This is a genomic window from Streptomyces sp. NPDC056224 (genome assembly GCF_042267665.1).
Taxonomy (GTDB): Bacteria; Actinomycetota; Actinomycetes; order Streptomycetales; family Streptomycetaceae; genus Streptomyces.
Genome location: NZ_JBHJTK010000015.1, coordinates 132,960 through 156,774, shown reverse-complemented (window position 1 = coordinate 156,774; position 23,815 = coordinate 132,960). Strand labels below are relative to the sequence as shown.

The 23,815-nt window shown below is 72.9% G+C and carries 19 protein-coding genes and 1 pseudogene; 15 read left to right on the top strand and 5 right to left on the bottom strand.

The features are described from left to right. Positions 1 to 511 (top strand): annotated as a pseudogene (locus ACFCZ1_RS19885) (hypothetical protein); the annotation flags it as partial. Then, positions 493 to 1,362 carry a tetratricopeptide repeat protein gene (locus tag ACFCZ1_RS19880; protein WP_376679573.1) on the top strand — a complete coding sequence of 290 codons (870 nt, stop codon included), beginning with the start codon at positions 493 to 495 and terminating at the stop codon, positions 1,360 to 1,362. The pseudogene ACFCZ1_RS19885 and the gene ACFCZ1_RS19880, both read left to right, overlap by 19 nt. A gap of 67 nt (positions 1,363 to 1,429) precedes the next feature. Here the strand turns inward: ACFCZ1_RS19880 and ACFCZ1_RS19875 are convergent, their stop codons facing one another. Continuing rightward, entirely contained in the window at positions 1,430 to 2,701 is a 1,272-nt protein-coding gene (locus tag ACFCZ1_RS19875; protein WP_376679572.1) for a DUF1015 family protein, read from the bottom strand. 113 nt (positions 2,702 to 2,814) lie between these two features. On the opposite strand from ACFCZ1_RS19875, the gene ACFCZ1_RS19870 reads away from it, so the two are divergent. From ACFCZ1_RS19870 to ACFCZ1_RS19855, 4 genes are all read left to right on the top strand, one after another. After that, the gene (locus tag ACFCZ1_RS19870; protein ID WP_376679571.1) at positions 2,815 to 3,852 is read left to right on the top strand and encodes an HAD-IIA family hydrolase; all 1,038 of its coding nucleotides are present in this window, start codon (positions 2,815 to 2,817) and stop codon (positions 3,850 to 3,852) included. A 62-nt stretch (positions 3,853 to 3,914) separates the two neighbouring features. Then, positions 3,915 to 4,961, top strand: a complete 1,047-nt coding sequence (locus ACFCZ1_RS19865) for a FecCD family ABC transporter permease (RefSeq protein ID WP_376679570.1) — start codon at positions 3,915 to 3,917, stop codon at positions 4,959 to 4,961. After that, complete coding sequence (locus tag ACFCZ1_RS19860; protein WP_376679569.1) at positions 4,958 to 6,004, top strand: FecCD family ABC transporter permease; 1,047 nt, start codon at positions 4,958 to 4,960, stop codon at positions 6,002 to 6,004. Before ACFCZ1_RS19865 ends, ACFCZ1_RS19860 begins: the two co-directional genes overlap by 4 nt. Further along, complete coding sequence (locus ACFCZ1_RS19855; RefSeq protein WP_376679568.1) at positions 6,001 to 6,834, top strand: ABC transporter ATP-binding protein; 834 nt, start codon at positions 6,001 to 6,003, stop codon at positions 6,832 to 6,834. The genes ACFCZ1_RS19860 and ACFCZ1_RS19855 overlap by 4 nt, the downstream gene beginning before the upstream one ends. Before the next feature lie 185 nt (positions 6,835 to 7,019). Here ACFCZ1_RS19855 and ACFCZ1_RS19850 read toward each other — a convergent pair whose 3' ends face one another. Beyond that, positions 7,020 to 7,367, bottom strand: coding sequence for an SCP2 sterol-binding domain-containing protein (locus ACFCZ1_RS19850; RefSeq protein WP_376679589.1), 348 nt, complete (start codon positions 7,365 to 7,367; stop codon positions 7,020 to 7,022). Between the two features lie 64 nt (positions 7,368 to 7,431). Here ACFCZ1_RS19850 and ACFCZ1_RS19845 point away from each other — a divergent pair, with 64 nt between their 5' ends. From ACFCZ1_RS19845 to ACFCZ1_RS19825, 5 genes are all read left to right on the top strand, one after another. After that, positions 7,432 to 7,701, top strand: coding sequence for a hypothetical protein (locus ACFCZ1_RS19845; protein ID WP_376679567.1), 270 nt, complete (start codon positions 7,432 to 7,434; stop codon positions 7,699 to 7,701). A 7-nt stretch (positions 7,702 to 7,708) separates the two neighbouring features. After that, positions 7,709 to 8,524 (top strand): TlyA family RNA methyltransferase, encoded by an 816-nt coding sequence (locus ACFCZ1_RS19840; RefSeq protein WP_376679566.1) that lies wholly within the window; start codon positions 7,709 to 7,711, stop codon positions 8,522 to 8,524. Between the two features lie 110 nt (positions 8,525 to 8,634). After that, on the top strand, positions 8,635 to 9,528 hold the full coding sequence (locus tag ACFCZ1_RS19835; RefSeq protein ID WP_376679565.1) for an NAD kinase: 894 nt from the start codon (positions 8,635 to 8,637) through the stop codon (positions 9,526 to 9,528). 120 nt (positions 9,529 to 9,648) lie between these two features. After that, positions 9,649 to 11,379, top strand: a complete 1,731-nt coding sequence (gene recN, locus ACFCZ1_RS19830; protein ID WP_376679588.1) for a DNA repair protein RecN — start codon at positions 9,649 to 9,651, stop codon at positions 11,377 to 11,379. Between the two features lie 145 nt (positions 11,380 to 11,524). Continuing rightward, positions 11,525 to 12,634, top strand: a complete 1,110-nt coding sequence (locus ACFCZ1_RS19825; RefSeq protein ID WP_376679564.1) for a glycosyltransferase family 4 protein — start codon at positions 11,525 to 11,527, stop codon at positions 12,632 to 12,634. A 25-nt stretch (positions 12,635 to 12,659) separates the two neighbouring features. Here the strand turns inward: ACFCZ1_RS19825 and ACFCZ1_RS19820 are convergent, their stop codons facing one another. Then, positions 12,660 to 14,279 carry a PucR family transcriptional regulator gene (locus tag ACFCZ1_RS19820; protein ID WP_376679563.1) on the bottom strand — a complete coding sequence of 540 codons (1,620 nt, stop codon included), beginning with the start codon at positions 14,277 to 14,279 and terminating at the stop codon, positions 12,660 to 12,662. Between the two features lie 181 nt (positions 14,280 to 14,460). Here ACFCZ1_RS19820 and ACFCZ1_RS19815 point away from each other — a divergent pair, with 181 nt between their 5' ends. Beyond that, a complete protein-coding gene (locus ACFCZ1_RS19815; RefSeq protein WP_376679562.1) occupies positions 14,461 to 16,005 on the top strand; it encodes an APC family permease in 1,545 nt (514 codons plus the stop codon). An 11-nt stretch (positions 16,006 to 16,016) separates the two neighbouring features. Next, positions 16,017 to 17,642, top strand: coding sequence for an FAD-dependent oxidoreductase (locus tag ACFCZ1_RS19810; RefSeq protein ID WP_376679561.1), 1,626 nt, complete (start codon positions 16,017 to 16,019; stop codon positions 17,640 to 17,642). A 13-nt stretch (positions 17,643 to 17,655) separates the two neighbouring features. Here the strand turns inward: ACFCZ1_RS19810 and ACFCZ1_RS19805 are convergent, their stop codons facing one another. Next, entirely contained in the window at positions 17,656 to 19,038 is a 1,383-nt protein-coding gene (locus ACFCZ1_RS19805) for an FAD-binding protein (RefSeq protein WP_376679560.1), read from the bottom strand. A 103-nt stretch (positions 19,039 to 19,141) separates the two neighbouring features. After that, on the bottom strand, positions 19,142 to 20,947 hold the full coding sequence (locus ACFCZ1_RS19800; protein ID WP_376679559.1) for a glycoside hydrolase family 15 protein: 1,806 nt from the start codon (positions 20,945 to 20,947) through the stop codon (positions 19,142 to 19,144). Positions 20,948 to 21,421: 474 nt separating this feature from the next. Here ACFCZ1_RS19800 and ACFCZ1_RS19795 point away from each other — a divergent pair, with 474 nt between their 5' ends. Continuing rightward, positions 21,422 to 23,074 carry a CTP synthase gene (locus tag ACFCZ1_RS19795; protein ID WP_376679558.1) on the top strand — a complete coding sequence of 551 codons (1,653 nt, stop codon included), beginning with the start codon at positions 21,422 to 21,424 and terminating at the stop codon, positions 23,072 to 23,074. Between the two features lie 84 nt (positions 23,075 to 23,158). Beyond that, a complete protein-coding gene (locus ACFCZ1_RS19790) occupies positions 23,159 to 23,788 on the top strand; it encodes an NUDIX domain-containing protein (protein WP_376679587.1) in 630 nt (209 codons plus the stop codon). Positions 23,789 to 23,815 lie beyond the last annotated feature (27 nt).

Genomic DNA, 23,815 nt, shown 5'->3' with positions numbered 1-23,815 from the left:
TCCTTCCCACGTCGTGATGACCGTGGTGACCGTCCCACGGGTGGTGGCGGCGGTTTCCGTCGTGACGACCGTGGCGGGGACCGTCCGTCCTTCCCACGTCGTGATGACCGTGGTGACCGTCCCACGGGTGGTGGCGGCGGTTTCCGTCGTGACGACCGTGGCGGCGAGCGTCCGTCGTACCCCCGTCGTGACGACCGTGGTGGCGAGCGTCCGTCGTACCCCCGTCGTGACGACCGTGGTGGCGAGCGTCCGTCGTACCCCCGTCGCGACGACCGTGGTGGCGAGCGTCCGTCGTACCCCCGTCGCGACGACCGTGGTGGCGACCGTGGCGGGTTCCGTGGCGGCCGTGATGATCGCGGTGGCGACCGTGGTGGCTACCGTGGCCGCGATGACCGTGGCGGCGACCGCGACTTCCGCGCGGACCGCGACCGGGACCCGGTCAAGCGGCTTCCGATCGACGAGGACGTCACCGGCCTTGAGATCGACGCCGATGTGCGCCAGGAGCTGCTGAGCCTGCCCAAGGGCCTGGCCGAGGAAGTCTCGAAGAACCTGGTCATGGTCGCGCGGCTGATCGACGAGGACCCCGAGCAGGCGTACGCGTACTCGCGCATCGCCCTGCGACTGGCCTCTCGCGTCGCCGCTGTCCGTGAGGCCGCCGGCTTCGCCGCGTACGCCACGCAGAAGTACAGCGAGGCGCTCGCGGAGTTCCGCGCCGCCAAGCGCATGACCGGCTCCGTCGAGTTGTGGCCCGTCATGGCCGACTGCGAGCGCGGCCTCGGCCGTCCGGAGCGGGCGCTGGCGATGGCCGGCGAGCCCGAGGTGCAGAAGCTGGACAAGGCCGGCCAGGTCGAGATGCGGCTGGTCGCCGCCGGTGCCCGGCGGGACCAGGGGCAGCTCGAAGCCGCCATCGTGACCCTGCAGAGCCCGGAGCTGGCCTCCAGCTCCGTCCAGCCGTGGACCGCGCGCCTGCGGTACGCCTACGCCGACGCCCTCCTGGCGGCCGGCCGCGAGGACGAGGCGCGCGAGTGGTTCGCCAAGACCCTCGAAGCGGACAAGGACGGGGCCACCGACGCCTCCGACCGCCTTGCCGAGCTCGACGGTGTCGAGTTCGTCGACGCCGCCGTCGACGTCGCCGATGACATCGCCGACGACGTGGACGAAGACGAGGACGACGAGGACGCGGCCGAGGTCGCCGCGGCCGAGCGCGCCTCCGACGTCGCCGAGTACTACGACGAGGACGACGACGAGTACGAGCCGCTGGAGCAGTCCGAGGCCGACCTCGACGTCACCGACGAAATCGTCGTCGAGGACGAGGACGAGGACGAGGACGACGAGCGGGCCGCGGGCCGCGACAACGCCTGAGGCGTGGTGAAGTGAGGAAGGGCGGTACCCCGGTCGGGGTACCGCCCTTCTGCATGTCCGGGAAGTGTCAGGCCAGGCCGCGCAGTACCAGGCCGGTGGCCGGTTTCGGCCCGAAGGACGTGGACTTGCGGGGCATCGTGACGCCCTGGCGGGCCAGGTCCCGTACGACTTCCTCCCGTACGGGATGCAGCAGGACCGCGGTGCCCCCGTGGCGCTCGGCCATCTCCACGGTGGCGGCGGCGTCGTGGATGTACGTGATCTGGTCGGGGGTGTCGGGGACGTGCCACAGCGCGTCGAGGAGGGTGGCGTGCAGGACCGTGGCGTCCAGCCGGCGCCAGGCCTCGGGCCGGTCGCGGCGGACCGTGCTCTCCAGGAGCGCCGGATCCGGGTCGGTGACCAGGTGGAAGGTGCCGTCACCGGTGAGGAGGAAGGCGTTGCCCCGCTCCGCGGCGTCCGCGAGTACTTCCAGAGCCAGCGGCAGCGGCCCCTCGACCTCGCGGACCCGGAAACGGCCCTCCAGGGCGGCGAGCGCGTCCGCCACCGGGAGGCGGCGCAGCATCCGGTGGATGGCGCGGACCTGGAGCGGGTACCGGGCGGTGTCCACGAGGAGCACCAGGCCGAAGTCCCACTCCGTGGGGGAGCCGTGCTCCTCCTGGAGGCGCAGGTACGTCGCCCAGCGGTGGTGCCCGTCGGCGATGAGGGCCTGGCGGTGGCTGAGATCGGCCGTCACGGTCGCGAGCTCGTCCGGGTCCGTGATGGCCCAGAGGCGGTGGTGGAAGCCGTCCTCGGTGGTCGTCGACAGCAGGGGCGCGCGCCGGGCCGTCCGCTCGACGACGGCGGCCGCGCCCGCGCCGGGGTCGTCGCCGCGGTAGGTGAGGAGGAGGGGTTCGAGATTGGCCGAGGTGGCCCGCATCAGGCCGGCCCGGTCGGTGACCACGTCCGGCATGACGTCCTCGTGGGGCAGGACGACGCCGGCGTCGGCGGTCGACAGCGCGAGGGCGCCGATGACGCCGCGCTGGAGGAGGCCCGCCCGGCGCTGCTCGTACACGTAGAGCGCGGGCTCCGGGTCGGCGCTGAGGACGCCTTCTGACAGCCAGTGGTGCAGCGTGCGCGCGGCCTGCTCGTTGCGCGCGGCGGCGGTGCCGGCCTGAGGAAGGATCAGGCGGACGATGTTGTGCGGGTCGGCGGATTCGAGGTGGTCGACTCCGTCCGGGCGTACGACCACGTCGTACGGCGGAGAGGTGACGGCGGCGAGGCTGCCGACACGCTCCGGGACATAGCGCAGGCCATGGAACGGGATCAGGCGCAGCCCTTGGTCCGCGGTACCAGATGTGGTCATTGGTGCATGGTAAGACGCGTCTCGCCATGCGGGATGATCGGGGGAGTACGTAATCGGACATGATCGATCTCCCCCAGCTGCCGCTGGGAGGGCCCCCAGGAGGAGCGACCAGGATGACCCGGCAGACCAGGACCAGTCCCGCGGCCAGTGAGCAGAGTCTGCACCAGGCGTACGACACCGCCCTGCTGGATCTCGACGGTGTCGTGTACGCGGGCGGGCACGCCATCGAGCACGCCGTGGACTCCCTCGCCGCGGCCCGTGCCGACGGGATGCACCTCGCGTACGTCACGAACAACGCGCTGCGGACTCCGGACGCCGTCGCGGAGCACCTGGGCGAGCTGGGCATTCCGACCGAGGCGGCCGAGGTGATCACCTCGGCGCAGGCGGTGGCGCGGCTGATCGCGGAGCAGGTGGAGCCGGCGGCGAAGGTGCTGGTGATCGGCGGGGAGGGGCTGCGGGTCGCGTTGCGCGAGCGCGGGCTGATGCCGGTGGATTCGGCCGACGAGGAGGGGCTCGCGGCCGTCGTGCAGGGCTACGGGGGTCCGGACCTGGCGTGGGGGCGGTTCGCGGAGGCCTCGTACGCGATCAACCGCGGGGTGCCCTGGTACGCCTCCAACACCGACCTGACGATCCCCGGGGCGCGCGGCATCGCGCCGGGCAACGGGGCGGCCGTGGAGGTCGTACGGATCGCGACGGGCGCGGAACCGCAGGTGGCGGGCAAGCCGTTGCCCCCCATGCACCGGGAGACGGTGCTGCGGACCGGGGCGGAGCGGCCGCTGGTGGTGGGGGACCGACTGGACACCGACATCGAGGGCGCCTTCAACGGGGAGGTGGACTCGCTGCTCGTGCTGACCGGGGTGACGGACGCGAAGCAGCTCGTGCGGGCCGAGCCGAGGCACCGGCCGACGTACGTGGACCGGGACCTGCGGGGGCTGTTGACCGGGCAGCCCGAAGTGGAGCCGGCCGAGGGGGGATTCCGCTGCGGCGGATGGACCGCGGTCGCGTTGAACGCCGGGGTGCTGGAGCTCCGCGGGGAGGGCGGGGACCCGGTCGACGGGCTGCGGGCGCTCTGCGCGGCGGCCTGGACGGCGGCCGGGGACGGGGCCTGCACGCTCGACGCGGAGAAGGCGCTGGCCAGGCTCGGCCTGTAGGGGGCGGCGGCCGGGGCCGTTCGGTTGATCGACGGGGCGGAGGGTAGGCTAACCTAACCTCCGTGTTGGTCGAGAGTCCCCCCGAACAGAGCACGGCGCCGGTCGCCGCCGTCCGGCCGCGCCACGGCGCGCGCGCCGCCGGTCTGCTGGGCGCCCTGGCGGTGCTGGCGCTGATCGCCGTGCTGAGCATCGCCGTCGGCGCCAAGCAGATGCCCCTCGACGAGGTCTGGCACGGGCTGTTCGCGTACTCGGGGACGCCCTCCGACGTGGTGGTACGGGACCTGCGGGTGCCCCGCACGCTCCTCGGGCTGATGGTCGGGCTCGGGCTCGGCCTGTCCGGGGCGGTCATGCAGGCGCTGACCCGCAACCCCCTGGCCGAGCCCGGCATCCTCGGCGTCAACGCCGGGGCCGCGGCCGCCGTGGTGTCCGCGATCAGCTTCCTCGGCGCGAGCTCCCTGACCGAGTTCGTGTGGTGGGCCTTCCTCGGCGCCGCCGTCGTCTCCGTCGTCGTCTACGTGCTCGGAGGCAGCCGCAGCGCCACGCCGGTACGCCTCGCGCTCGCGGGCACGGCGGCCAGCGCGGCCCTGGTCGGCTACATCAACGCCGTACAGCTGATGGACAGCAAGGCACTGGACAAGCTGCGCTTCTGGACGGTGGGTTCGCTGGCCTCGGCCAGCATGGACACCGTCGGGCAGGTCGCACCCTTCCTGCTGGTCGGCGCGGTGCTCGCGCTGTCGCTGGGCCGTCCGCTCAACGCGATGGCCATGGGCGAGGACATCGCGCGGGCGCTCGGCGCCCACCTGACGCGGACCCGGATCGCCGCCATGCTCGCCATCACCCTGCTGTGTGGCGCGGCGACCGCCGCCTGCGGGCCCATCGTCTTCATCGGGCTGATGATCCCGCACCTCGTACGGGCGTTCACCGGGCCGGACATGCGCTGGGTGCTCGCGTACTCCGCCGTCCTGTCCCCGGTGCTGCTGCTCGGCGCAGACGTCGTCGGGCGGGTCGTGACCCGGCCCGCCGAGCTCCAGGTCGGCATCGTCACCGCGCTCATCGGCGGCCCCGTCTTCATCCACCTCGTTCGACGCAAGAGGATGGCCCAGCTGTGACCGTGACCGCCAAAGCCCGTCGGCTGAACCTTCCCGGCGGGATCTCGCTGCGGGTCGAGCGGCGCGCCCTGGCCGTCGGGGCGCTGCTCGCCGCCGTGGCGCTCGCGCTGGCCGTCCTGCTCATCGGCACCGGGGACTACCCGATCGCGCCGTGGGACGTCGTGCAGACCCTGCTGGGCAACGGCACCCCCGCCGACGACTTCATCGTCAACGACCTGAGGCTGCCGCGGGTGCTGGTCGCCCTGCTGGTCGGCGCGGCCCTCGGGATGTCCGGGGCCGTCTTCCAGTCCGTCTCCCGCAATCCGCTGGGCTCCCCGGACCTGCTCGGCTTCGGCTACGGCTCGGCGGTGGGCGCGCTCGTCGTCATCATCCTGTTCAAGGGCGGCGCCACCGAGGTGGCCGTCGGCGCGCTGCTCGGCGGCGTGCTGGCCGGCCTCGCCGTCTACCTGCTGGCGTACAGGCGGGGGATCCAGGGCTACCGGCTGGTGCTGGTCGGCATCGGCGCCTCCGCCATGCTCATCGCCGTGATCCAGTACCTGATCACGAAGGCCCAGATGGCCGAGGCCACCCGCGCAATGGTCTGGCTGACCGGTTCGCTGGCGGGCCGGGACTGGGCGCAGGTGTGGCCGCTGCTGGCGCTGTGCGCCGTGCTCTTCCCGGTGGTCCTCGGGCAGGGCCGGGCCCTGCGGATGATGGAGATGGGCGACGACGCCGCGTACGCCCTCGGGGTACGGGTGGAGCGCACGCGGCTGCTGCTGATGCTCGCGGCCATCCTGCTCACCACCGCCGCGAGCGCCGCGGCCGGGCCGATCAGCTTCGTCGCGCTGGCCGCCCCGCAGCTGGCCCGGCGGCTGACCCGTTCGCCCGGGGGGAGCCTGCTGACCGCCACCCTCATGGGCTCGGTGCTGCTGCTGGTGTCCGACTGGGCCTCGCAGCGGGCCTTCGGCGCCGACCAGCTGCCGGTGGGTGTGGTGACCGGGCTCGTCGGCGGTGTCTATCTGCTCTGGCTGCTCGTCACCGAGCGCAAGGCAGGACGTATATGAACCTCAGGAGCGACCCAGTGCAGCGGCTCACCGCGCAGAACGTGACCCTCGGCTACGACCAGCGGGTCATCGCCGAGAACCTGTCGGTGGAGATCCCCGACAACTCCTTCACCGTGATCGTCGGTCCCAACGCCTGCGGCAAGTCCACGCTGCTGCGCGCCCTGTCGCGGATGCTGAAGCCGTCCGCCGGGCGGGTGCTGCTGGACGGGCAGGCCATCGGGTCGATGCCGGCGAAGAAGGTCGCCAAGACCCTGGGCCTGCTCCCGCAGTCCTCGATCGCGCCGGACGGCATCACGGTGGCCGACCTGGTCTCGCGCGGCCGGTACCCGCACCAGGGGCTGCTGCGGCAGTGGTCGCAGGAGGACGAGCGGATCGTCGGCGAGTCGATGGCCTCGACCGGGGTCGCGGAACTCGCCGACCGGGCGGTGGACGAGCTGTCGGGCGGGCAGCGGCAGCGCGTGTGGATCGCGATGGCGCTGGCGCAGCAGACCCCGCTGCTGCTGCTCGACGAGCCGACGACCTATCTGGACATCCAGCACCAGATCGACGTGCTGGACCTGTGCGCGGAGCTCCACGAGGACCAGGGGCGGACGCTGGTCGCGGTGCTGCACGACCTGAACCACGCGGCCCGGTACGCGACGCATCTGATCGCGATGCGCGGCGGGAGGGTCGTCGCGGAGGGGCCGCCGGCGGAGGTGGTCACCGCGGAGCTGGTGGAGGAGGTGTTCGGTCTGCGGTGTCAGGTGATCTCCGATCCGGAGACCGGGACGCCGCTGGTGATTCCGGCGGCGCGCAGGTCCCGTAGCGGAGCCCGGGTCGCCGCCGGGTAGCGGGCGCGGATCCACTGCCCGGCACCCCGCGCGCGGTTCCAGCGCTCCGGGCTCGCGGGGCCGGTTCTCGGGGGCCGGCTCTCGCGGTGCCGGTGGAGGGGGCTTCGCCGGGGCGGGTTTCGAAAGTGGCGCCGGGCGCCCGCACGGCGCTGACCGCGGCGTCCTGCGGGACTTTCGAAGCAGCCCTAGAGCAGGCTCTTCAGGCGCAGGAGGTCGCGGACGCCGGCCTCCAGCCTGACGCGGCCGGATGCCCAGGCCTTCGCGAACTTCAGGTCGCCCGAGACCAGGGCGACCAGGTCGTCGCCGGTCATCGCGAGCCGGATCTGGGCCTTTTCGGCGGGCGGGCCGGGGACGAGGGCGTCCACCCGGATCCGGCCGTCCTGCAAGCGGCCGGTGAACGTCCGGTCCAGGTCCGTGATGTGGCAGCTCAGGGAGCGGTCGAACGCGGCAGCGCCGCGCACGCCGCTTTCGGCCCGTGCCAGGTTGCCGGAGAGTTGGTCGAGTGCTTCGCGGCACTCCTCGATCGTAGCCATCGTGATCACGACCGTACCGCAGAGCCGTGCGTGGTCGAAGGGCGCTACGAGGTAGCGTCGGGGCATGAGCGACGAAGCTGCCGAAGCCCTGGGCGAAGCCGCCGCCGGGCCCGTGGGGCCCGCCGGGCCCGCCGGGCCCGCCGCGCTGGGCGTCGTACGCACGCCCACCGGTCACGACGGCGTGGACGCGCACCTGGCGCGGCTGGCGGACGCCGACGACCTCACGGCGGACGGACACCCCGCGGTGTACGAGGATGTCCACAGGGGGCTGCGCGAGGCGCTGACGGCGCTGGACGCACCGCCCGTCCCCGGTCCGTACGAAAACAGGAGCTGAACCGAACGTGGCAGGAGTGGCACGCCGCCGCCTGGACGCCGAACTGGTACGCCGCAGCATGGCCCGCTCGCGCGAGCACGCCGCGCAGCTGATCGCCGCGGGCCGGGTGACCGTGGGCGGTACCACCGCGACCAAGGCCGCCACCCAGGTGGAGACCAGCGCGGCTCTGGTGGTCCTCAAGGACGACAGCGATCCCGATTACGTCTCGCGGGGCGGCCACAAGCTGGCAGGCGCGCTCGCGGCGTTCCGGCCGCAGGGGCTGGTCGTCGAGGGCCGTCGGGCGCTGGACGCGGGGGCCTCGACCGGGGGATTCACGGACGTGCTGCTGCGCGCGGGCGTGGCCCACGTGGTGGCCGTCGACGTCGGCTACGGGCAGCTCGCCTGGTCGCTGCAGAGCGACGACCGGGTGACCGTCAAGGACCGTACGAACGTCCGCGAGCTGACGGTCGAGCAGATCGACGGCGTTCCGGCCGACCTCGTCGTCGGCGACCTGTCCTTCATCTCGATCGGCCTGGTGCTGCCCGCGCTGGTGCGGTGCACGGCGCCGGACGCGGACCTGGTGCTGATGGTCAAGCCGCAGTTCGAGGTCGGCAAGGACAGGCTGGGGAGCGGCGGTGTGGTGCGCAGCCCGGAGCTGCGGGCGGAGGCGGTGCGCGAGGTCGCGGCGCAGGCGGCGAAGCTGGGCCTGGGCGTTCTCGGTGTGACCGCGAGTCCGCTGCCGGGGCCGTCGGGAAACGTCGAGTACTTTCTGTGGCTGCGGGCGGGGGCACCGGCACTCGACCCGGCGGATGTTGACCGTGCAGTGGCGGAGGGGCCGCAGTGACAGATTCATCAGCTACATCGGGTTCAGAGGGTTCAAAAGGTACGGAAGGCTCAGAGGGGCCGGAAGGTTCGGCGCGTTCGGGGGGTCCGGCCGGCTCGACGGCTTCGGCTGTGGGGCGGACCGTGTTCCTGCTCGCGCACACCGGGCGGCCGGCGGCCATCCGCAGCGCCGAGCTGGTCGTGAAGGGCCTGCTGCGGTGCGGCCTGGGCGTGCGGGTCTTCGCGCACGAGGCCGCCGACCTGCCGTTGCCGCCGGAGGTGGATCTGGTCACCGAGTCCACCCCGGGGGTGCTCGACGGCTGTGAGCTGCTGATCGTGCTGGGCGGGGACGGGACCCTGCTGCGGGGTGCGGAGTTCGCGCGCGCCTCGGGGGTGCCGATGCTGGGCGTCAACCTGGGGCGGGTGGGGTTCCTCGCCGAGGCCGAGCGCGACGACCTGGACAAGGTCGTGGACCGGGTGGTGACGCGCGAGTACGAGGTCGAGGAGCGGATGACCCTCGATGTGATCGTGCGCACGAACGGCGACGTGGTCCACCAGGACTGGGCGCTGAACGAGGCCGCGGTCCAGAAGGTGTCCCCGGAGCGGATGCTGGAGGTGGTCCTGGAGATCGACGGGCGCCCGGTGTCGGGCTTCGGCTGTGACGGGATCGTCTGCGCGACCCCGACGGGCTCGACGGCGTACGCCTTCTCCGCGGGCGGGCCGGTGGTCTGGCCGGAGGTGGAGGCGCTGCTGATGGTGCCGATCAGCGCGCACGCGCTGTTCGCGAAGCCGCTGGTGACCTCGCCGGACTCGGTGCTGGCGGTGGAGGTGCAGACCGGGACCCCGCACGGGGTGCTGTGGTGCGACGGCCGGCGGATGCTGGAGCTTCCGGCCGGGGCCCGGGTGGAGGTCCGGCGCGGGGCGGTGCCCGTGCGGCTCGCCCGGCTGCACCACGCGTCCTTCACGGACCGCCTCGTCGCGAAGTTCGCGCTGCCGGTCTCCGGATGGCGCGGGGCGCCGCACTGAGAGATGTCCGCCCATGTGTCCAACCTGCGTCTAAATAGCACATCCGTTCGAGAGACTCGCGACGGGTGACGTCACATGGCACCCGTGAAACCTCGGTATCGTCGTCCCGTGCTTGAGGAGATGCGGATACGGTCGCTCGGGGTCATCGACGACGCGGTGGTCGAGCTGTCGCCCGGTTTCACCGCGGTGACCGGCGAGACCGGCGCGGGCAAGACGATGGTCGTCACCAGCCTCGGGCTGTTGCTCGGCGGGCGCGCCGACCCGGCCCTGGTGCGGATCGGGGCCAAGGCCGCGGTCGTCGAGGGCCGCATCGTCATGCGCCCCGACGCCCCCGCGGCCGTACGCGCCGAGGAGGCGGGTGCCGAGCTCGACGACGGCGCCCTGCTGATCAGCCGGACCGTGTCCGCCGAGGGGCGCTCGCGCGCCCACGTAGGCGGCCGCTCCGTGCCCGTCGGACTGCTCGGCGAGCTCGCGGACGACCTGGTCGCCGTACACGGGCAGACCGACCAGCAGGGCCTGCTGCGGCCCGCCCGGCAGCGCCAGGCCCTGGACCGGTACGCAGGGGACGCCGTCGCCGTCCCGCTGGAGAAGTACGGCTCGGCCTACCGCAGGCTCCGCGCGGTCGCCGTCGAGCTGGACGAGATCACCACCCGGGCCCGGGAGCGGGCCCAGGAGGCCGACCTGCTGCGCTTCGGACTGGACGAGATCGCGGCCGTGGAACCGGTGGCCGGCGAGGACGCCGAGCTGGCGGCGGAGGCGGAGCGGCTCGGGCACGCCGAGTCGCTGGCCTCGGCGGCGCAGGTGGCGCACGCCGCGCTCGCCGGCAATCCGGAGGACCCGGAGGGCATCGACGCCAACACCCTCGTCGCGGGCGCCCACCGGGCCCTGGAGTCCGTACGCTCGCACGACCCGGTGCTCGGCGCGCTCGCCGAGCGGATCGGCGAGCTGGGCATCCTGCTGGGTGACGTGGCCGGGGAGCTGGCGGGCTACGCCGACGACCTCGACGCCGACCCGCTGCGGCTGGCCGCGGTGGAGGAACGGCGGGCGGCCCTGACGCAGCTGACGCGCAAGTACGGCACCGAAGGCACCGTGGACGCGGTGCTGGAGTGGGCCGAGCGGGGTGCCTCGCGGCTGCTGGAACTGGACGGCGACGACGAGCGGATCACCGAGCTGACCGCCGAGCGGGACGGACTGCGCTCCGAACTGTCGGCCCTGGCCCAGGCCCTGACGGACGCGCGGGTGGAGGCGGCGACCCGGTTCGCCTCGGCCGTGACGGAGGAACTGGCCTCGCTGGCGATGCCGCACGCACGGGTGACCATCGACATCCGGCAGACCGAGGACGCCGAGGGGGTGGAGGTGGACGGCCGCGCGGTCGCCTACGGCGCCTCGGGCGCGGACGAGGTCGAACTGCTGCTCGCCCCGCACCCCGGGGCCCAGCCGCGGCCGATCGCCAAGGGCGCCTCGGGCGGTGAGCTGTCCCGGGTGATGCTGGCCGTGGAGGTCGTCTTCGCGGGCTCCGACCCGGTGCCCACGTACCTCTTCGACGAGGTCGACGCGGGCGTCGGCGGCAAGGCGGCCGTGGAGGTGGGCCGGCGGCTCGCGAAGCTCGCCAAGTCGGCGCAGGTCGTCGTCGTCACGCACCTGCCGCAGGTGGCCGCCTTCGCGGACCGCCAGCTGCTCGTCGAGAAGACCAACGACGGCTCCGTGACGCGCAGCGGGGTCACCGTCCTGGAGGGCGAGGACCGCATCCGCGAACTGTCGCGCATGCTGGCCGGTCACGAGGACTCGGCCTCGGCCCGGGCGCACGCCGAGGAGCTCCTCGCGGCGGCGCGCGCGGACGCGGCGACGTGAGGCCCCGGTAGCCCGTGTGGGTGAGGCTGGGGGGCGCCCCGCGGTATCTCTTACGGGATACGCACCCATATGGTCCCGGAACGTGCGTGCGGGCTGGCATCCTGGGCGACGTCTCTGACTTCCCCTCACCCTGGAGCTTCGGCCCGTGAGCAGCTCCCCGGTCTCCACGTCCGTCCCGGCACAGCCCTACGGGCGGCCGCCCCTGCGTACCGTCCACGTGCTCGGCGGCGCCGCGGGGGCGGGCAGCGGCGCGCACGTGCGGTCGCTCGCGACCGGGCTCGCCGCGCGCGGCGTACGGGTCACGGTGTGCGCGTCCGCCGAGGCGGAGGGGGAGTACGACTTCACCGGCGCGGGCGCGCAGTTCGCGCCCGACGCGGGGAGCGCGCTGCGGGCCGCCTGCGCCGGAGCCGACGTCGTGCACGCGCACGGGGTACGGGCGGGCATGCGGGCCGCACTGGCCCTGCGGGGGCGCCGGGTGCCGCTGGTGGTGAGCTGGCACGGCGACGGCCCGGTCGCCGGTGCGCTCGGGAGGCTGGGCCGGATCCTGGAACGGCACGTGGCGCGGGCCGCGGCGGTGGTGCTCGGGGCCTCCTCGGACCAGGTGGACCTCGCGCGGCTGCGGGGCGCCCGGGACGCGCGACTGGCGCCGGTGGCCGTGCCGGTGGCCGGGGCGGAGAGCGATCCCGGCAAGGTGCAGGCGGAACTCGGGGTGGTGGAGCGGCCGTTGGTGATCGCGGTCGGGAGCCTGGTGCCGCACCGCGGGTACTCCGTACTGCTCGACGCGGCGCGGGAGTGGCGGACGCTGGAGCCCCTGCCGTTGCTGGTGATCGCGGGCGAGGGGCCGCTGCGGGCCGAGCTGTCCCGGCGGATCGAGGCCGAGGGACTCCCGGTACGCCTGCTGGGCAGGCGCCGGGACGCGGCGCAGCTGCTGGCGGCGGCGGACGTGGCGGTGCTGCCCAGCCGGTGGGAGGAACGGGCCCTGCCGGCGCAGGAGGCGCTGCGGGTGGGGGTCCCGCTGGTCGCCACGGCGGTGGGCGGTGTCCCGGAGCTGGTGGGGGAGGGCGCGGTGCTGGTTCCCGACGGGGACCCCGGGGCGCTGGCGGCGGCCGTGCGCGGGCTGCTGGCGGACCCGGAGCGGCGGGCGGAGCTGGCCGCCGCCGGCCGGGCCCAGGCCGCGACGTGGCCGTCGGAGGACGACACGGTGGCGCAGGTGCTGTCCGTCTACGACGAGCTGATGGAGCGCGGGCGGCGGTAGCCGGAGCGGCCGTGCGGGCGGCGCGTCAGGAAGGAACGTGGCGGCGGGCGCGCAGGGCCAGGCTCAGGGAGAGGACCGTTTCCGGGTCGTCCAGGTCCGTGCCCAGGAGTTCCGCGATGCGGGCCAGGCGGTTGTACAGGGTCTGGCGGTTCAGGTGGAGCTCGCGGGCCGTCTCCGCCTTGCGGCCCGCGTGGGCCAGGTACGTCTCCAGGGTGGGCAGGAGCGGCGGGCGGGAGGTCGTGTCGTGGGTGCGGAGCGGGCCGATCGCGCGGTCCACGAACGCGGCCAGGTCGGGGTGTTCGCGCAGCCGCCACAGCAGCAGGTCGATGTCCAGGCGGCGGGCGTCGTACCAGGGGCGGGCCGGCAGGCCGTGGGCCGCCGTGGCGGTCTCCGCCGCGTGGCGCAGGCCCGCGGAGGCGGCCGCCCAGCCGCCCGCGACCCCGACGACCACGGCCGGCGGGGCGGCGGCCCGGTCCAGCCCGGCCCGCTCCACCCCCGCCCGCAGCGCGGCCGAGACCCGGTCCGCCACCGCCGTACGCTCCGATTCGGCGCGCAGGGACACCAGGAGGGGGACGCGGCCCTCCACCGGGCGGACGCCCAGCAGGACCGGGACCCCGACGGACGACAGCTCCTCCAGCACCGCGCGGGCCAGGACCGCCCAGTTGCCCGACGGGCCCAGTTCCGAGGACAGCCGCATGACGACCGGCAGCAGCGGGCCGGCGCCCGGCTTGAAGCCCAGTACGCGGGCCTGCGCCGGGGCGTCCTCCGCCGGGATGCGGCCCTCGGCGAGGTCCGTCAGGAAGTCGCCGCGGCCGCGCGCCGCCAGCTCCTCCTCCTGCCGCGCCTGCATCAGGACGACGGCCAGCACGCCCGCCGTGCGTTCGGCCGCCATCCGGTGCACCGGGAGCAGCGGCGCCGAGACCCCGACCAGGACCACCCGGGCCCGGACCGAGCCCGTGCCGTGGCCCCCGCCCGGCACGTCGACCACCACGGTGTTCGCGGACGGCTCGGCCTCGCGCTGGCCCCGCAGGCCCTCCCACACCTGGAGCGGGTCGGCGCCCGCGTCCCCGCCAGAGCTGCCGGCCGCGTACAGCAACTGCCCGTCGGGCGTCTCCAGGAAGACCGGATTGCCCGTGAAGTCGGCCAGGATCCGCAGCACCTGCGGGATGCCGCCGCCGCCCAACAGGGCCTCCGTGCAACGGCGGTGGACCTCCTCCGCCCGCTGGAGCAGCGCGTAGTGGTGGTTGACGATCTCGGTGTGGACCTCCTCCGTGACGGTGACGAAGGGGACCTCCCGGTGGAGCTGGACCAGCGGCAGGCCCGCCGTGCGCGCGGTCTCCACGATCGTCGCCGGAAGCCGGGTGAAGCGCGGGCCCAGTTCGACCACCAGCGCGGCGATCCCCCGGTCCGCGAGCCGGCGTACGAAGGCGCGCTGCTCGGCGGGCCGGGTGCCGAGGCCGAGACCCGTGGTCAGCAGCAGCTCGCCGCCCTTGAGCAGCGAGGCGATGTTCGGGACCTCGCCCGCGTGCACCCAGCGGACGGTCCGGCCCAGGCGGTCGGCGCAGGCCATCACCTCCGGCAGCCCGCTGCGCAGCCCCGGCAGCTCCAGTGCCCGCTGAACCGTGATCCCGCCCTGGTCGTCCATAGCGCGGGACGCTACCGGCAGGCCCGTTGCGAGCACATCACCTCCCGGTCACAGGCAGCCGTTTGCCCCCATCCGGCCCGACAACTCGTCGCGCCTGCAAGGAGATTATCGGACCACGTGCCGATTGTGGTGTGCGTCACGCGGGGCGAGAGTGGGCGCCCTCCACACGGAAGAGGACGCCATGAGCAGAGACATCACCGGCGGGTCGCCGCAGACGCCCGCACCCCCGCAGGTCCATCGCCTGAAGGCCAACTCGGTCGGGCTGGTCGGCGTCGTGTTCATGGCCGTCGCCACCGCCGCACCGATCACCGCCATGACCGGCAACCTGCCCATCGCGGTCGGGTTCGGGAACGGCGTCGGAGCCCCGGCCGGATACCTCTTCGCGACGCTCGTGCTCACGGTCTTCGCGGTCGGCTACGTGGCGATGGCCAAGCGGATCACGGCCGCCGGCGCCTTCTACGGGTACATCTCGCACGGCCTCGGCCGCATCGCCGGCATGGCGTCCGGGATGCTCGCCGTCCTCGCCTACATCGTCTTCGAGGCCTCGATCGTCGGCGTCTTCTCGTACTTCGCCAAGACCACCGTCCACGACCAGCTCGGCGTCGACCTGCCCTGGGTGCTGTACGCGGCCGGGATGCTCGCCGTCACCGCCGCCCTCGCCCACTTCGACATCAACCTCACCGCCAAGGCCCTCGGCGTCATGCTGGTCGCCGAGATCGCCGTGCTGTTCGCCGTCGCCACCGCGGTCCTGGTCGCCGGCGGCGGCCCGGACGGGATCCCGGTCGAGCCCGTCAACCCGAAGAACGCCTTCACCGGCACCTCCGCCGGACTCGGGCTCTTCTTCGCGTTCTGGTCCTGGGTCGGCTTCGAGTCCACCGCCATGTACGGGGAGGAGTCCCGCGACCCCAAGCGGGTCATCCCCAAGGCCACCCTCATCTCCGTGGTCGGCGTCGGCCTCTTCTACATCTACGTGTCCTGGATGACCATCGCGGGCAACGGCCTGGCCAAGTCCGTGGAGCTGTCAGCCTCCACCAGCCCGCTCGACCTGTTCTTCGCCCCCACCCAGACCTTCATCGGTGCATGGGCCGTCGACGCCTTCCAATGGCTGCTGCTCACCGGCTCGTTCGCCTGCGGGATGGCCTTCCACCAGTGCGCCGCCCGCTACCTCTACGCCATCGGCCGAGAAGGCTTCCTCTCCCCGAAGCTCGGCCGCACCCACCCCAGGCACGGCTCGCCCCACCTGGCCTCCGTCGTGCAGACGGCCATCGCCACCGCCCTCGTCGCCGGATTCTGGCTCACCGGGCAGGACCCGTACCTGCACCTGTACACCCTGCTCGCGATCCTCGGCACCATGGCGATCCTGATCGTCCAGACACTCTGTTCCTTCGCCGTCATCGGGTACTTCCGCAAGAACCACCCGGAGGACCGGCACTGGTTCAAGACCATGACCGCGCCGCTGCTCGGCGGGGTCGGCATGACCGCCGTCGTCGTGCTGCTCGTGCTCAACATGGAGACCGCCGCGGGCGCCGCGGCCGGCTCGCTGTTCTTCAAGCTGATCCCGTGGATCGTCGGCGCCGTCTTCCTCGGGGGCCTCGGCCTCGGCCTCTGGCTCAAGGCCAAGGCCCCCGCGCGCTACGAGATCATCGGCCGGATCGTCCTGGAGGACGCCGCCGAGCGCCAGGACGCCCCGTCCCCGTCCCCGTCCACCGCCGCCGCGAACGCCTGAGGAGCCCCGCCATGGCCCGTACGCCCCTGATGCACGCACTGCGGCGGCTCGCCGCCGAACACGCCGCCGCCCGCCGCCTCGGCCTGCCCGTCGCCGAGGTCCGCGGCTCCACCCGCCGCGAACTCCTCGGCCGCGCCGCCGCCCTCGGCCTCGGTACCGTCCTCGCCTCCTCCCGGGCCGCGTACGCCGCCGGGCCCGTCCCCGCCAAGAAGCCCGTGGGCCCCGCCCGCGTCGCCGTGGTCGGCGCGGGCATCTCCGGCCTGACCGCCGCCCTCACCCTGAGGGACGCCGGGGTCCCCTGCACCCTGTACGAGGCCGACCCCGCCCGCGTCGGCGGCCGCATGTGGACCCAGCGCGACCACTGGGCGTACGGGCAGACCTCCGAGATCGGCGGCGAGCTGATCGACACCAGCCACAAGAAGATCCTGGAGCTCTGCCGCCGCTTCGGCCTGCCCACCGAGGACTTCCTCGGCGGTGGTCCCAACGGGGCCGAGGAAGTGCTCTGGTTCAACGGTCAGTACTACTCCCGTACCCAGGCCGACGAGGACTTCAAGGCCGTCTACCAGGCCCTGCACCGGGACCTCTCGGAGGCCGGGGAGGTTTCGTGGAACACCACCACCCCCACCGGCACCGCTCTGGACAACATGACCCTGTACGAGTGGATCGAGACGCGGGTACCCGGCGGCCACCACTCGCAGCTCGGCCGCTTCCTCGACGTGGCCTACAACGTCGAGTACGGCGCCGACACCGACCAGCAGTCCGCCCTCGCCCTGGTCCTCCTGATGGGTTATCAGCCGAACCCCGGCAACTTCAACGTCTGGGGCCTGTCCAACGAGCGCTACCACATCACCGGCGGCAACGACCGGCTGCCGAACGCCATCGCCGCCGCGCTGCCCGCCGGCACCCTGGTGATGGGCCGCGAGCTGGTCGCCGTGCGCGCCGACGCCGACGGCACCCAGACCCTCACCTTCAACGACTCCGGCGCGACCCGGACCGTCGTCGCCGACCACACCGTCCTGTGCCTGCCGCTGCCGGTCCTCCAGCGCGTCGACACCTCCGGGGCCGGCTTCGACCCCCTCATGCGCAACCTGCTCAGGGACGCCAGGATGGGCCACTGCACCAAGCTCAACATGCAGTTCACCGCCCGCCCCTGGCGCGGCACGGGACCCTGGCCGGGCGTCTCCGCGGGCGACTGCTTCACCGACTCGGCCGTCCAGCAGACCTGGGACACCACCAAGGTGCAGCCCGGCACCGGCGGGATCCTGCTCCAGTACGGCGGCGGCACCCTGGCCGGGGCGCTCACCCCCGCGACCCCCTTCGCGACCGAGACCGATCCGTACGTGCGCGACCTCGCGGGCCGTGTGCTGACCGGCGTCGACTCCTTCTTCCCGGGCACCAAGGCGGTCTGGAACGGGCGGGCCCAGCTCTCCGCGTGGCACCGCAACCCGTACTCCCTGGGCGCCTACTCGTACTGGCCCACCGGCTACCTCCACCGCTACGCCAAGTACGAGGGCACCGCGCAGGGCAACATCCACATCGGCGGCGAACACTGCAGCTACGACTTCCAGGGCTTCATGGAGGGCGGCGCCACCGAGGGGGAGCGCGCGGCGCGCGAGGTGATCGCCGCCCTGGTCTGACCCCGGCCCCCAGTCACGTCGGCAGGATGTTGTGGTTGAAGCGGAAGACGTTGTCCGGGTCGTACCGCCGCTTCAGCTCGCCCAGCCGCCGCATGTTCTCCGGGCCGAGGCCCGAGACCACCCGGTCGCGGCCCTCCTCCCCGGTGAAGTTGAGGTAGACCGCGCCGGTGCTCCACGGCTGGACGTCGGCGCGGACGTCCTTGACCCACTGCCGCACCCGCTCGTCGTCCTCGGGAGCCTCCCAGACCCCGAACGGGTGCACCGCCCAGGGCGCGTCACGGAACGGCACCGGGTAGTCGGCCGGGCCGGAGGCGACGGCGCCGCCCTGCGGCCAGACCACGTGCTGGGTGCCGGTCGGCACCGGCATCGTCTCGGCGCGGGCGCAGAAGACGTCGACGAAGTCGTCCGGGACTCCCGTGAGGTACTCCGCCGACCAGTAGTTCCGCATGCCCGGCGGGTCGTCGATCATGCACTGCAGGTCGGCGTACGGGAGGGCCGTGACGATCTCGGCCTCGTGCGGAATCGCCAGCAGCGGTGCGGCGAGCCGGCGCATCTCCTCCTCGGGACCCGCGTACGTCAGCAGCACCGCGGCCAGCAGCCGGCCGACCAGGTGCGGCGGGACGAACTCCTCCGGCGGGCCGGTCAGGTAGATGGCGCCGCCGCCCGCCTCGGGCGGTCCCGCCTCGATGACGTCCCGGTAGGTGCGCACCACCTCGGGCCCGCGCTCCGGCAGGTACAGCACGAACGCGATCGACATGGCGGGCAGTTCGTGCAGCCGCAGGGTCAGCGAGGTGGCGATGCCGAAGTTCCCGCCGCCGCCGTGCAGCCCCCAGAACAGGTCCGGATGGTCCTCCGCCGTCACCTGGAGCAGCTCGCCCTCCGACGTGACCAGGTCCACGCCCAGCAGATTGTCCACCGCCAGGCCGAACTTCCGGTCCAGCCAGCCGGTGCCACCGCCCAGGACGAAGCCGCCGACGCCCGTCGTGGAGGCCCGGCCGCCGGTGGTCGCCAGCCCGTACGGCTCGCAGGCCCGGTCCAGGTGGCTCATCGTCGCCCCGCCCCCGATGTGGGCCGCCATGGCCGCGGGATGGACCGTCACCTCGTGCATCCGCCGCAGGTCCACGACGAGGCCGCCGTCGTTGAGGGACATCCCGGCGACGCTGTGCCCGCCGCCGCGCACCGCGATCTTCAGGTCCAGGTCCCTCGCGAACCGGACGGCGGTGACCACGTCCGCCGTGCTCTCGCACTGGGCGATGACGGCGGGCCTGCGGTCGATCATCGCGTTGAAGAGCGTCCGGGCCTCGTCGTAGCCCGGATCGTCCGGGGCGAAGACGTCACCGGCCAGATCCTCGCGGAGCGCGGCGAGTGCCGTGCCCGCCTTCGAGAGGGGCGACATGGCCTCCCCCTTCCGAGAAGGGCGTGGGAAACCCTTCCAGCGTAGGCGGAGGCGATCACCGGGGCGCGGCGGCGGAGTTCCGTGACCGTGCCCCGGTCCGGCGCTACCCCCCGTAGGCCCCGCTCGCGGTGAGCCGCAGCGCGGTGTCGATCAGCGGAACGTGACTGAAGGCCTGCGGGAAGTTCCCGACCTGGCGCTGCAGCCGCGGGTCCCACTCCTCGGCCAGCAGCCCGAGGTCGTTGCGGAGCGAGAGGAGCCTCTCGAAGAGCCGCCGCGCCTCGTCCACCCGCCCGATCATCGCCAGGTCGTCGGCCATCCAGAACGAGCAGGCGAGGAAGGCGCCCTCGTCGCCCTCCAGGCCGTCCACCCCGGCCTCCTCGCCCGCCGTCGGGTAGCGCAGGATGAAACCGTCGGGCGTGGACAGCTCGCGCTGGATCGCCTCGATGGTCCCGATGACCCGCTTGTCGTCCGGCGGCAGGAAGCCCATCTGCGGAATCAGCAGCAGGGAGGCGTCCAGTTCCTGCGACCCGTACGACTGGGTGAAGGTGTTGCGTTCCTTGTCGTAGCCCTTCTCGCACACGTCCTGGTGGATCTCGTCGCGCAGCTCGCGCCACCGGTCCAGCGGGCCGTCCGCGTCCCCGCTCTCGATCAGCTTGATCGTGCGGTCCACGGCCACCCAAGCCATCACCTTCGAGTGCACGAAGTGGCGGCGCGGGCCGCGCACCTCCCAGATGCCCTCGTCGGGCTGGTCCCAGTGGGCCTCCAGGTAGCGGATCAGCTTGAGCTGGAGCAGCGAGGCGTAGTCGCTGCGGGCCAGTCCGGTCATGTGGCCCAGGTGCAGGGCCTCGGTGACCTCGCCGTACACGTCGAGCTGGAGCTGCCCGGCGGCGCCGTTGCCGACGCGGACCGGGCGGGAGTTCTCGTAACCCGGCAGCCAGTCCAGCTCGGTCTCGCCGAGTTCCCGTTCGCCCGCGATCCCGTACATGATCTGCAGGTTCTCGGGGTCCCCGGCCACCGCGCGCAGCAGCCACTCGCGCCAGGCGCGGGCCTCCTCGCGGTAGCCGGTGCGCAGCAGCGAGGACAGGGTGATGGCGGCGTCGCGGAGCCACGTGTAGCGGTAGTCCCAGTTGCGGACCCCGCCGATCTCCTCCGGCAGGGAGGTGGTCGGCGCGGCGACGATCCCGCCGGTCGGGCCGTAGGTGAGGGCCTTGAGGGTGATCAGGGAGCGGACCACGGCCTCCCGGTAGGGCCCGTGGTAGGTGCACTGCTCGACCCACTCGCGCCAGAACTCGGTGGTCGAGTCGAGGGCCGCCTCGGCGTCCGGGGCCTCGGGCGCGCCGCGGTGCGAGCGCTCCCAGCTGATGCTGAAGGCCATCCGGTCGCCCGGCCCGACGGTGAAGTCGGAGTAGGTGGTGAGGTCCTTGCCGTACGTCTGCGCGTCGGTGTCCAGCCACACGGAGTCGGGGCCGGCGACGGCGACGGTGCGCCCGTCGACCTTGTGCACCCAGGGCACGACCCGCCCGTAGCTGAACCGCATGCGCAGTGCGGAGCGCATCTTCACGCGCCCGCTGACGCCCTCGACGATGCGGATGAGCTGCGGCGCGTGGTCCTCGCGGGGCGGCATGAAGTCGATCACGCGCACCGTCCCGCGCGGGGTGTCCCACTCCGATTCGAGCACCAGTGAATCGCCGCGGTAGCGGCGGCGGCTGGCGCGCGGGGCCTCGGAACCGGCCGCGAACGCCGGGCCGATCCGCCAGAAACCGTGATCCTCGGTGCCGAGAATGCTCGCGAAAACGGCATGGGAGTCGAAACGGGGCAGACACAGCCAGTCCACCGCCCCGTCCCGGCAGACCAGAGCGGCGGTCTGCATGTCCCCGATCAGTGCGTAATCCTCGATGCGCCCGGACACGTTGCATCTCCAGTCGAACGGTCACGTCCACCCCGAAGGGCGCTTGCATTGCGCTGGTTGCGCGGTCTCCTGTGTGTGGGGATCCCCGCGTCGAGCCCATGATTCCGTATGTCGGCCCGGTGAGAGCCGTGCGACGGACTGCCCGGCGGTGATGTGTGCAATATCCGAGCAGGATATGACGGCACCCTAGTGATCCCCTTAAGCGCCTGAAGAACGCGGCTCCTCCAAACGGGTGAGCTGCGGCGATGTCGCCCGGGCGGCCCCTCGGCGCCCTGGTACGGACCCCGCGCGCAGCGTGGCCGGAGGCGGACGCCCCCGGGCGCTGATAGGCTGGTACCCCGTGGACCGGTGGTCTGCCTGTGCGAATCAGGAGCCCCGAAACCGCAGCTTCGGCGCCCCCTGAGACCCTCCGGATCGACGGTGGCCGGCGCCGGACGCACCTCACCTCGCGACCACGGGAGCCCCCTCTTGGCGATGCCGCCCAAATCCATGACGACCAAGCACATCTTCGTCACCGGGGGTGTCGCTTCGTCCCTCGGCAAGGGCCTGACGGCCTCCAGCCTGGGTGCGCTGCTGAAGGCGCGCGGCCTGCGGGTCACGATGCAGAAGCTCGACCCGTACCTGAACGTCGACCCGGGCACGATGAACCCGTTCCAGCACGGCGAGGTGTTCGTCACCAACGACGGCGCCGAGACCGACCTGGACATCGGCCACTACGAGCGCTTCCTCGACGTCGACCTCGACGGCTCGGCCAACGTCACGACGGGCCAGGTCTACTCGACGGTCATCGCCAAGGAGCGGCGCGGCGAGTACCTCGGTGACACCGTGCAGGTCATCCCGCACATCACCAACGAGATCAAGCACCGCATCCGCCGCATGGCGACCGAGGACGTCGACGTCGTCATCACCGAGGTCGGCGGCACCGTCGGCGACATCGAGTCGCTGCCGTTCCTGGAGACCGTCCGCCAGGTCCGCCACGAGGTCGGCCGCGACAACGTCTTCGTCGTGCACATCTCGCTGCTGCCCTACATCGGCCCCTCCGGCGAGCTGAAGACCAAGCCGACCCAGCACTCGGTCGCGGCGCTGCGCAACATCGGCATCCAGCCCGACGCGATCGTGCTGCGCGCCGACCGCGAGGTCCCCACCTCCATCAAGCGCAAGATCTCGCTCATGTGCGACGTGGACGAGGCGGCCGTGGTCGCGGCGATCGACGCCAAGTCGATCTACGACATCCCGAAGGTGCTGCACACCGAGGGCCTCGACGCGTACGTCGTCCGCAAGTTGGACCTGCCGTTCCGCGACGTGGACTGGACGGTCTGGGAGGACCTGCTGGACCGCGTCCACAACCCGGACCACGAGGTCAAGGTCGCGCTCGTCGGCAAGTACATCGACCTGCCCGACGCCTACCTGTCGGTGACCGAGGCGCTGCGCGCCGGCGGTTTCGCCAACAAGGCCCGCGTCCAGATCAAGTGGGTCACCTCCGACGACTGCAAGACCCCGGCGGGCGCCGAGGCGCAGCTGGCCGACGTGGACGCGATCTGCGTGCCCGGCGGCTTCGGCGACCGCGGTGTCAACGGCAAGGTCGGTGCGATCACCTACGCCCGCGAGAACAAGATCCCGCTGCTCGGCCTGTGCCTGGGCCTGCAGTGCGTGGTCATCGAGGCCGCGCGCAACCTGGCGGGCATCGAGGACGCGAACTCCACCGAGTTCGACGCCTCCACCCCCCACCCGGTCATCTCGACCATGGAGGAGCAGCTGGCCTTCGTCGAGGGCGCGGGCGACCTGGGCGGCACCATGCGCCTGGGCATGTACCCGGCGAAGCTCGCCGAGGGATCCATCGTGCGCGAGGTCTACGGCGACCAGGCGTACGTGGACGAGCGCCACCGGCACCGCTACGAGGTCAACAACGCCTACCGCGGCGAGCTGGAGAAGAAGGCGGGCCTCGTCTTCTCCGGCACCTCCCCGGACAACAAGCTGGTCGAGTACGTCGAGTACCCGCGCGAGGTGCACCCCTACCTGGTGGCCACCCAGGCCCACCCGGAGCTGCGCTCGCGCCCGACGCGCCCGCACCCGCTGTTCGCGGGCCTGATCAAGGCGGCGGTGGAGCGCCAGCAGTCGGCCAAGTGAGGTTCTGACCGCATAACGTAGGCAGCCGGGGCAAGGATCTTGCCCCGGCTGCCGACGTTTTTCGGAAAGGTACCCGGCATGACCATGGGCATTGCAGACACCGCCGAGTCGTGGGAGGTCGTCGCCTCCCGGACGCCGTTCGAGGGCGCGAAGACGGCGGTCCGGTCCGAGCAGGTACGCATGCCGGACCAGGCGGTGGTGCGCCGGGACTACCAGGTGCACCCGGGATCGGTGTGCGTGCTGGCGCTGGACGGGGACGGGAGCGTGCTCGTGCTGCGCCAGTACCGGCACCCCGTACGGCACCGGCTGTGGGAGCTCCCGGCCGGGCTGCTCGACGTACCCGGGGAGAACCCGCTGCACGCGGCCCAGCGGGAGCTGTACGAGGAGGCGCACCTCACGGCGGAGGACTGGTGGGTGCTCGCCGACTTCTTCGCGTCCCCCGGCGGATCGGACGAGGCGATCCGGATCTTCCTCGCGCGGGGCCTCTCCGAGGCGGAGGGGGAGCGGTACAAGATGTCGGACGAGGAAGCGGACATGGAGGTCGCCCGCATTCCGCTCGCGGACCTGGTCCGGGGCGTCCTCGACGGCCGGCTGGGCAATCCGGGCCTGGTGACGGGGGTGCTGGCGCTGTCCGCGGCCCTGGCCGCCCCGGGCGGCCTCGACGCCCTCCGCCCGGCCCGCTCCCCGTGGCCGGCCCGCCCCTACGAGGCGTGACGGCGGGCCGCTGAGCCGGCCGGCCCA